The following is an 11,034-nucleotide window of genomic DNA, read 5'->3' on the forward strand; positions in this document are numbered from 1 at the left end:
AGCTTTCACTCAGGATTTTTTAAAAATATATAACAATTTTCTAATTAAGAAAGTGCCGCTTTTACTTGGTCAGCTGCTTCTTGAAATTCAACAGCAGATAAAATTGGCATTCCTGAATTATCAATTAATTCTTTTGCAATAGCTGCATTTGTACCTTGTAAACGAACAATGATTGGTACTTTAATTGCATCACCCATATTTTTGTAAGCATCAACAACTCCTTGCGCCACACGGTCACAACGAACAATTCCCCCAAAAATATTAATCAAAATTGCTTTTACGTTTTGATCTTTTAAGATAATACGGAAAGCAGTTTCAACACGTTTTGCATCAGCAGTTCCACCTACGTCAAGGAAGTTAGCAGGCTCAAAACCAGCATATTTAATTAAATCCATAGTTGCCATAGCTAAACCAGCTCCGTTCACCATACATCCTACTGTACCGTCAAGATCAACATAGTTTAAACCTACTTCTTTTGCTTCAACTTCGATTGGGTTTTCCTCACGAACGTCACGCATATCAGCATATTTCTTTTGTCTGTATAAAGCATTATCATCGATATTTACTTTAGCATCTACAGCCATGATTTTATTGTCAGATGTTTTCAAAACCGGGTTGATTTCAAACATCGAAGCATCAGAACCAATATATGCATTGTATAAAGAATCGATGAATTTTACCATTTCTTTAAAAGCATTACCTGAAAGACCTAAGTTAAAAGCAATTCTTCTTGCTTGAAAACCTTGTAATCCAACAGAAGGATCAACTTCTTCGGTAAAAATTAAATGTGGAGTGTGTTCCGCAACTTCTTCAATATCCATTCCACCTTCAGTAGAATACATAATCATGTTACGACCTGTAGCTCTATTTAATAAAACAGAAACATAAAACTCAGAAGTTTCACTTTCGCCAGGATAATAAACATCTTCAGCGATTAAAACTTTATGTACTTTTTTACCTTCGGCAGAAGTTTGAGGCGTTATTAATTGCATTCCGATGATTTGTTCTGCAATTTCTTCTACTTGTTGTAAATTTTTGGCAAGCTTAACTCCACCACCTTTTCCACGTCCACCTGCATGAACTTGGGCTTTTACTACGTACCAACTTGTACCGGTTTCGGTAGTTAATTGTTTTGCAGCAGCAACGGCTTCTACTGGACTATTAGCAACGATTCCGCGTTGAATGCGAACTCCGTAGCTAGCTAAAATCTCTTTTCCTTGATATTCGTGTATGTTCATAATATAGAATTTGTCTGGATTCTGAATTTATTTCAGAATAAAAGTGGCACAAAAATAGCAAAATTAAACTTAACTGCTATTTTTTTTTATTAAATGTAGCGCCTAAATTTGTATATTTCTGGCTAATCATTGGTCGATGCAAAAAATATAAAAAATAACAAACATTTTGTTATAATTCTAAAACAAAAATCATCAGTAAAATAATTCTCTCAAAATAATTGACATAAGTCCTTTTAATCTGTTTTCTTTTTATAGAAAAATCAATTGAACTGTATTTAAATACAATTATTGTGATTTATCGTACCTTTTTCTACTATTACTGTAAAAATACATTCAATTTGGCTTTTACACTCATTATATGTTACTAAATCTTTAATTTTGTAAAAAAAATATTAAGCATGAAAGTTAAAGAACAAGGCCTTTATTTGCCCGAATTTGAACATGATAATTGTGGCGCAGGATTTATTTGTAATTTGAATGGAATTAAGTCTAATGATATTATTCATAAAGCACTTGATATCTTAATAAAGCTAGAGCATCGTGGAGCTGTAAGTGCAGATGGAAGAACTGGAGATGGAGCTGGAATATTATTTGATATCCCTCATATCTTTTTTAAAAAAGTATGTGATTTTGAAATACCAGAAGCAAGACAATATGCAGTAGGAATGGTTTTTATGCCAAAAAGCATAAACCAAGTAGCTTTTTGTAAAACAACTTTTGAGGATTCTATTCGCAATCAAAATTTAGAAATTCTAGGATGGAGAGATGTTCCTGTAGATGTTTCTAATTTAGGACAAATTGCAGCTGAAAAAGAACCAACAGTAAAACAAGTATTCGTTGGTAAAAATGGATTGGACCTTACGGAACAACAATTTAACGCCAAAATGTTTGCTGCAAGAAAAATTGCAGAGCATATTATAATAAATTCTAGAACTTCAGAAAGTCATATGTTCTATTTCTCTAGTTTTTCAACAACTACCATTATATATAAAGGGTTGTTGATGCCAGAAGACATTAGTCGTTACTATACTGATTTATCTGATACTGACTTAGTTACCAGATTAGCTTTAGTTCACCAACGCTTTTCAACAAATACGTTTCCTTCATGGGAATTAGCACAACCATTTAGATACATGTGTCATAATGGAGAAATCAATACACTTCGTGGTAACATTAGCAGAATGCGTGCTCGTGAAGAATTGATGCAAAGTGATGTATTTGGTGATGATTTGAAAAAATTATTCCCTATCATACTAGAAGGAAAATCGGATTCAGCTTCTATGGATATGGTTGTCGAGTTGTTATTGATGACCGGACGTTCTTTACCTGAAGCAATGATGATGGTGGTTCCTGAAGCTTGGGAAAAACACCAGACCATGTCGGAAGACAAAAAAGCATTTTACGAATATAATGCTTGTATCATGGAACCTTGGGATGGTCCAGCTTCGATTCCGTTTACAGATGGTAACGTTATCGGTGCCTTATTAGATAGAAATGGTTTGAGACCTTCTCGTTATACACTTACAAAAAGTGGTTTCGTAATTATGTCTTCAGAAATTGGTGTTCTTGATACCAAACCAGAAGATGTAGTGCAACATGGTCGTTTAGAGCCAGGGAAAATGTTTTTGGTTGATATGAACGAAGGTAGAATCATTGAAGATGATGAAATCAAAAACTCAGTAGTTACCAAACGTCCATACAAAAAATGGTTAGATGAGAATTTATTACAATTAGCTCAAATTCCTTACACTAATAATCCAATACCTACTGAAAACATTGACTTTGAAACAAGACAACGTCTATTTGGATATACTATTGAGGATTTAAAAACAATCATAAACCCAATGGGAGCTCAAGGTAATGAAGCTTTAAGTTCTATGGGTAATGATACTCCGTTAGCAGTTTTATCAGATCAGCCACAACTTTTATACAACTATTTCAAACAATTATTTGCCCAGGTTACCAACCCACCATTGGATGGTATTCGGGAAGAAATTATTACTGATATCAGTTTAGCAATTGGTGGTGATTATAATATTTTTGATGTTGATCCTAAACATTGTAAAAAATTAAAGATTCAAAATCCAGTTATTTCGAATGAAGATTTAGATAAAATAAGAAATATCGATCATGCTGATTTCAAATCGGTGACTATTTCTACTTTATATGATATCGAAAAAGGAGTAAATGGATTGGAACGCGCTTTGGAAAGAGCAGTTCAAGCTACTTTTAAAGCGGTTTCAGAAGGATGTAACATCGTAATCATTTCTGACAGGGGTGTAAGCGAAAAAATGGCTCCAATACCAATGCTATTGGCTTGTTCATATATTCATCATTCACTAAATATTCTACAAGTTCGTTCGAAATTTGGAATCATAATTGAATCTGCTGAACCACGTGAACCGCATCATTTTGCACTATTATTTGGTTATGGTGCAAGTGCAATAAATCCTTATATGGTAAATGAAATCATTCATGACCAAGTTAACCAAGGTTTTATTACTGGTATAAAAGCGGATTATGCTATCAAAAATTATAATAAAGCGATTGCAAAAGGAATCCTTAAGATCATGAACAAAATTGGTATCTCTACTTTACATTCGTATAGAGCGGCACAAATTTTTGAAATTTTAGGATTAAATAAAACATTCACTTCTAAATATTTCCCTTACACTCCTTCTAGAATCGAAGGAATTGGGTTAAATGAAGTAGAAAAAGAAATCAAAAAAAGATATCAAAAAGCTTTCCCAAATTCAAAAGTTGCCAATTTATTGCCGCTTGAAATTGGAGGTGTCTACAGATGGAGAAGAACTGGTGAAAAACACATGTTCAACCCAACAACGATTTCTAAATTACAACAGGCTGTACGATTAAACAGTCCGGAAAGTTATAAGGAATACTCTGATATGGTCAATGACCAAAGTAAAAACCTAATGACTATTAGAGGTTTATTTGAATTCAATAATTTGGACCCAATATCTATTGACGAAGTAGAGCCTTGGACCGAAATTGTAAAAAAATTCAAAACTGGAGCCATGTCTTATGGATCTATCAGTCAGGAAGCCCATGAAAACTTGGCCATTGCCATGAATAGAATTGGAGGAAAAAGTAATTCTGGAGAAGGTGGAGAAGATTCAAAACGTTTCCAAAAAGACTTAAATGGTGATTCTAGAAATAGTGCCATTAAACAAGTCGCTTCCGGAAGATTTGGTGTATCTATCAATTATTTGACAAGTGCCAAAGAGATTCAAATAAAAATGGCTCAAGGTGCAAAACCTGGAGAAGGTGGACAATTACCCGGAGAAAAAGTAGTGCCATGGATTGCCGCTGTAAGAAATTCAACACCATATGTTGGATTAATTTCGCCTCCGCCACATCACGATATTTATTCCATTGAAGATTTATCTCAATTGATTTTTGATTTAAAAAATGCCAATCGTGAAGCTCGTATTAACGTTAAGCTAGTTTCTGAAGTTGGTGTTGGAACAATCGCTGCCGGTGTTGCTAAAGCAAAAGCCGATGTGATTTTGATTTCAGGATACGATGGAGGAACAGGTGCTGCACCATTAACTTCATTACAACATACAGGTATTCCTTGGGAACTTGGACTTGCAGAAGCGCAACAAACTTTAATCTTAAATGATTTAAGAAGTCGTGTAGTTCTAGAATGTGACGGACAATTAAAAACAGGACGTGATGTAGCTATTGCTGCGTTACTTGGAGCTGAAGAATTTGGTTTTGCAACAGCACCTTTAGTCGCATCCGGTTGTATTATGATGAGAGCGTGTCACTTGAATACTTGTCCAGTTGGTATCGCAACGCAGGATCCTGAATTGAGAAAGAATTTCAAAGGAACTCCGGAGCACATCATTAACTTCATGTATTTTATTGCGGAAGAGTTAAGAGAAATTATGGCGCAATTAGGTTTTAGAACACTTAAAGAAATGGTGGGACAGTCTCAAAAATTGAATGTCAACAAAGCCATCAAACATTACAAAGCTAGTGGATTAGATTTGTCTACTATTTTATATAAACCTGAAAAAGCTAAAGTAGTCCCAAATCACAATACAACTACTCAAGATCATGCTTTAGATAATGTACTGGATTTTGAAATCATAAAAGCTGCTATTCCTTCTATTTATAGAAAAGAAAAAACAAGAGTTACTTTTGATATCAAAAATACAGATCGTTCTGTTGGTGCAATACTAAGTAATGAAATTTCAAAAATATATGGTGCACAAGGTTTACCTGAAGACACGATATTAGTTGATTTTGAAGGTTCTGCCGGACAAAGTTTTGGTGCTTTTGCAACAAATGGTTTGTCATTCAAAATTCATGGAAACTGTAATGATTATTTAGGAAAAGGGCTTTCAGGTGGTAAATTAATTATCAAAGTCCCTCCTACTGCAACATTCAAACCCGAAGAAAATATCATCATTGGTAACGTTGCACTTTACGGAGCAATTACTGGTGAAGCCTATATCAATGGTATGGCTGGAGAACGTTTTTGTGTTAGAAATTCTGGAGCAACAGCAGTTGTTGAAGGAATTGGAGATCATGGATGCGAGTATATGACTGGAGGAACTGTAGTGGTTCTAGGAAAAACCGGAAGGAATTTTGCCGCAGGTATGAGTGGTGGTATTGCTTATGTTTTTGATCCAAATAAAAAATTCGACGATACTTTATGTAATATGGAGATGGTAGCTTTTGAAACATTAGAAGATGAAGACATAGCTAAACTGAGACGTTTAATTAAAAATCATTCGATGTATACCAATAGTCCATTGGCAAAAAGAATTTTGGCTGATTGGGAAAATCAACAAAAACACTTTATTAAAGTGATGCCAACAGATTATAAAAAAGCATTGAAAAGATTAGCAGAAGAAAAGCAAATAGAAGAACTAATAGCATAGTTATGGGTAAGATAGGTGGATTTAAAGAATATAATAGAACTGACGAAAATAATATAGCTGTTGTAGAACGTGTATCAAACTATAATGAGTTTACAATTCCGTTAGCAAAAGATAAAATTAAAGAACAAGGTTCAAGATGTATGGATTGTGGAATTCCTTTTTGCCACAGTGCCTGTCCATTAGGAAATTTGATTCCTGATTTTAATGACATGGTACATCAAGAAGAATGGGAAAGTGCATTGGAGATTTTACAATCAACAAACAATTTTCCTGAATTCACAGGAAGATTATGTCCTGCTCCATGCGAAAAATCATGTGTTTTAGGTATAATCAGTGAACCAGTAGCTATTGAAAATATTGAAAAAAATATTGTCGAAAGAGGTTTCGCAGAAGGATGGATAAAACCACAAATTCCAGCGACAAGAACAGGCAAAACAGTAGCTGTAATAGGCTCTGGTCCTGCAGGTTTAGCCGCTGCACAACAATTAAATCGTGCAGGACATACCGTTACGGTTTTTGAAAGAGACAATGCTATTGGTGGTTTATTACGTTACGGAATTCCAAATTTTAAATTAGAAAAAGGAATTATCGACAGACGTGTGGCTATTCTAGAAGCTGAAGGAATTGTATTTAAAACAAATGTAAACGTTGGTGTAAATTTTAGTATTGAAGAATTAAATTCTTTTGATTCAATCGTATTGTGTGGTGGTGCAACTGAAAGAAGAAGCTTACCTACAAAAGGAATTGAAAGCAAAGGAGTTGTTCAAGCAATGGATTTTTTAACCCAACAAACTAAAGTATTATACGGAGAATCAATTCAAGACCAAATCAAAGCTACTGGTAAAGATGTTATCGTTATTGGTGGTGGGGATACTGGGTCGGATTGTGTTGGAACTTCAAACCGACACGGTGCAAAATCGGTTACTAATTTTGAGATTTTACCAAAACCACCCGTTGGAAGAAGTGAAACTACACCTTGGCCTTTTTGGCCTTTGCAATTAAAAACTTCCTCTTCTCATGAAGAAGGTTGTGACAGAAACTGGTTAATCAATACCAAAGAATTCATTTCTAATGAAAAAGGGGAATTAACAGGATTGAAAACCGTTGAAGTAGCTTGGAAAATGACCCCAGGACAAAGACCTGAATTGATAGAAAAAGAAGGATCAGAAAAAATATGGCCTTGTGATTTAGCTTTATTGGCACTTGGATTTACAGGTCCTGAAAAAACATTAAGTGATCAATTAGGTTTGGAAGTAGATTTTAGAAGTAACTACAAAGCCAACAATTATCAAACGAATGTTCCTCATATATTTACTGCCGGTGACATGAGAAGAGGACAATCCCTAATTGTTTGGGCAATATCTGAAGGTCGTGAAGCTGCTAGAGAAGTAGACAATTATTTAATGGGTTTCACAAATTTACCAACTAAAGGTAACGGTGATTTACCTAGTTTATAATAAAACATAATTGTACAAAATCCCTTGATAATTAATTTATCAAGGGATTTTTATTTTATAAAAGTTACAAAAAACTAATAAATCATATTAAATGTTACAATAATAACATTTTGTTATATTTTGTTAAAACCTGTATTTTTATTTGTTTGTATTGATAAAGAATAATAAATTTGCCTAAAAATAGAATCAAAATGCAAGGAAAAGACTTATTACAATTAGCAGAACAATTCGGTAGCCCGATATATGTTTATGATGCAGAAAAAATACAATCCCAATATAATAGATTAACAAAAGCTTTTTCAAAAGTAGATAAGTTGCGTATAAATTATGCTATGAAGGCACTTTCAAATGTGGCTATACTTCAATTACTCAAAGAAATGGGATCTGGTTTAGACACTGTATCTATTCAAGAGGTATTGTTGGGACTACATGCTGGATATGAGCCTGAAAAAATATTCTATACCCCAAACGGAGTTTCTTTAGAAGAAATTGAAGAAGTTTCTGCTATGGGTGTTCAAATAAATATCGATAACTTATCTATATTAGAGCAATTTGGTACAAAATACCCAAGCGTTCCAGTATGCATTAGAATAAATCCTCACGTAATGGCAGGAGGTAATGCAAATATATCTGTTGGTCATATTGATAGTAAATTTGGTATTTCTGTTCACCAATTGCCCCATTTGGTTCGTATTGTTGAAAACACAAAAATGAATATTGTTGGTATTCATATGCACACGGGTTCCGATATTCTAGATATAGAAGTGTTTTTATATGCAGCAGAAATCTTATTTGATGCCGCAAAAAACTTCAAGAATCTTGAATTTCTAGACTTTGGAAGCGGATTTAAAGTACCCTACAAAAAAGATGATATTGAAACCGATATTGAGGAATTAGGAAAGAAACTTTCGAAAAGATTCAATGCTTTTTGTGTAGAATACGGTAAGGAATTGACCTTAATATTCGAACCTGGAAAATTTCTAGTAAGTGAAGCTGGTTTCTTTTTAGCTAAAGTTAATGTGGTAAAACAAACTACGTCAACCGTTTTTGCAGGAATAGACAGTGGTTTCAATCACTTAATAAGACCGATGTTTTATGGTTCCCAACATCATATTGAAAACATTTCACACCCAAAAGGGAAAGAACGTTTTTATTCCGTTGTGGGATACATTTGTGAAACGGATACTTTTGCAAATAATAGAAGAATATCCGAAATAAAAGAAGGTGATATTTTATGTTTTAGAAATGCAGGAGCCTATTGTTTTTCTATGGCATCAAATTATAATTCTAGATACAAACCTGCAGAAGTATTGTGGATGAAAGGCGAAGGTCACTTAATAAGAGCACATGAAACCTTTGAAGATTTATTAAAAAATCAAATTCCATTACCAGTAGCTGCTACTGTTTAAATAAACTTAAAAAATCCCATCTCATTTAAAACTTGAGATGGGATTTTTCATTAAACATAATAGTTCCAGCTTATTTATTTTCTAAAACTTCTTCCAAAACATTAGCTTCCGTTCCATTTGGAAAAGGAATTTTAATTTTTTGAGCAATTGTAGGTGCGATTTGTGTGATATATTTCTTCGCAAATGATTCTCCCTTTTTAACATGCCAGCCGTAGAAAATAACTGGTACATGCGTATCGTAGCTGTACGGGGTTCCATGTGAGGTCCCAGTCCCTTGGTATTCTATATAAGCCTCTTTATCAAGAATAACAAGATCTCCATCTTGTGTTGGATCATACCCATTTGTTATAAAATTAAGATAGTAATCATTTCCCGTAGAACCCAGTATTTCTTCTTCAGAATAAACTCTTTTAACGTGTTCCTGTGTCATTAAATAGTCTTTAAAAGACTGTTTAACTTTACTCAAATCAAGTCCTTTAGACTTAATAATATCTCTATTAAATAAAAGATTGAAATTAGAATAATTCACAATTAAATCGGCTCCAAAAGTAGCGATAGAAAAGTCTTTTAACCCTTTAATAATATCTTTTGGATTGATGCTTCTTACGTTGTACTTATTATCCCTTAGATAATTTACGTTTTCAGCTCCCGCATGATCTGCAGTAAGAAAAAGCAAATAATTATCTTTCCCCACAGTTTTGTCTAAATTAGCTAAAAAATCAGCTATAGTCTGATCTAAACGTAAATAAGTATCTTGTAGTTCGATAGATCTTGGCCCAAGTAAATGGCCTACATAATCAGTAGAAGAAAAACTAACTGTCAAAAAATCGGTAATAGTATCTTTTCCCAATTCTTCTTTTTCAATTGCTTGGATTGCAAATTCCGCCAAAAGGTTATTACCAAATGGGGTAGAACGTATAACTCCTGCATCATTTTTATCATACATGTCTTTTAAATTATATGGAAATATAGCCGCAGTACTATTGTATAATTTTCCCTCATAAGGATTATCATCTGGGAGGCTTTCGTTATAAGTTCCGGCAGGTTTGAATAAATCCCACCCTTTAGTTATATAAGGCATGTATCTTTTTTCTTGATTGAATTGTGTAACCCAGTCCGGTAATGCAGAACCATAGAAAGAACTAGAAATAAAAGATCCCGTTTTACTAAACCAAAAAGCCCAATTAGCAAAATGTCCGGCAGACAAAATAGCTCCACGGTCTTTTAAACTCATGCCAATCACTTTCCCTTTAAAATTTGTTGCTAATTTCAATTCATCAGTAATGGTTGTACTTAATAAATTCTTTGGAGACATTTCTCCTTCTTTGACTGTACCATCTCCAATTGTTTTAACAGATGCATCGTCTGTACAATACATCTCTTTACCCAGACTTCTGCTAAACCATTCATTTCCTACAATTCCATGAGTAGAAGGAGTAGTACCGGTATAAATAGAAGCATGCCCAGGTGCTGTATAAGTTGGCATGTAATTATAATGCATATTTTGGAAAGTATATCCATTCCCCATTAATCTTTTAAAACCATTAGGTAAAAAATCATCCGAAAAACGATATAAATATTCCATCTTCATTTGATCAATAACAATACCAACAACCAGTTTTGGTCGATCTTGAGCCTGCATATTTAAAGACATAATAAATGTCAAAAACAAAATAATTTTTTTCATATTGTATTTTTATATAGTTCAACAAAAATACAATTTAATGTTATAAAATAAGTCCTAAGAAAACGGTAAGTACGATAAATTAATCATTTCTTAAATCGAATCCGTCTGGATCATTTTAGGTTAATTAACTGACTGGTTTTGCATTTGACTATAACGAAAAAATCCTCATCAAATTAATGATGAGGATTTAATAGAACCTGAAACGAGTTCAGATCAAAGAAAGGCGACGACATACTCTCCCACATAACTGCAGTACCATCTGCGCAGGCGGGCTTAACTACTCTGTTCGGGATGGGAAGAGGTGAGCCCCGCCGCAATAACCACCTTAAG

Annotated in this window: 5 protein-coding genes and 1 rRNA gene; 3 read left to right on the forward strand and 3 right to left on the reverse strand. The window is 33.8% G+C overall.

The genetic code is table 11. The annotated features are described in order from the left end of the window. Window positions 1-44 precede the first annotated feature (44 nt). A complete protein-coding gene (gene sucC / locus ACNQGG_RS15975; RefSeq protein ID WP_416855251.1) occupies window positions 45-1,238 on the reverse strand; it encodes an ADP-forming succinate--CoA ligase subunit beta in 1,194 nt (397 codons plus the stop codon). 398 nt (window positions 1,239-1,636) lie between these two features. Here sucC and gltB point away from each other — a divergent pair, with 398 nt between their 5' ends. From gltB to lysA, 3 genes are all read left to right on the forward strand, one after another. Next, window positions 1,637-6,151 carry a glutamate synthase large subunit gene (gene gltB, locus ACNQGG_RS15980; protein ID WP_417965634.1) on the forward strand — a complete coding sequence of 1,505 codons (4,515 nt, stop codon included), beginning with the start codon at window positions 1,637-1,639 and terminating at the stop codon, window positions 6,149-6,151. A 2-nt stretch (window positions 6,152-6,153) separates the two neighbouring features. Further along, a complete protein-coding gene (locus ACNQGG_RS15985; protein WP_417965636.1) occupies window positions 6,154-7,608 on the forward strand; it encodes a glutamate synthase subunit beta in 1,455 nt (484 codons plus the stop codon). Between the two features lie 191 nt (window positions 7,609-7,799). Beyond that, entirely contained in the window at window positions 7,800-9,017 is a 1,218-nt protein-coding gene (gene lysA, locus ACNQGG_RS15990; RefSeq protein ID WP_416856803.1) for a diaminopimelate decarboxylase, read from the forward strand. Window positions 9,018-9,087: 70 nt separating this feature from the next. Here the strand turns inward: lysA and pafA are convergent, their stop codons facing one another. Together pafA and rrf are read right to left on the reverse strand one after the other, a co-directional pair. Next, window positions 9,088-10,704 (reverse strand): alkaline phosphatase PafA, encoded by a 1,617-nt coding sequence (pafA, locus tag ACNQGG_RS15995; protein ID WP_417965638.1) that lies wholly within the window; start codon window positions 10,702-10,704, stop codon window positions 9,088-9,090. Between the two features lie 218 nt (window positions 10,705-10,922). After that, window positions 10,923-11,032: ribosomal RNA gene (gene rrf / locus ACNQGG_RS16000) — 5S ribosomal RNA — on the reverse strand. Between the last annotated feature and the right edge of the window lie 2 nt (window positions 11,033-11,034).

The sequence above is a fragment of the Flavobacterium esculini genome, from assembly GCF_048284325.1.
Lineage (GTDB): Bacteria > Bacteroidota > Bacteroidia > Flavobacteriales > Flavobacteriaceae > Flavobacterium.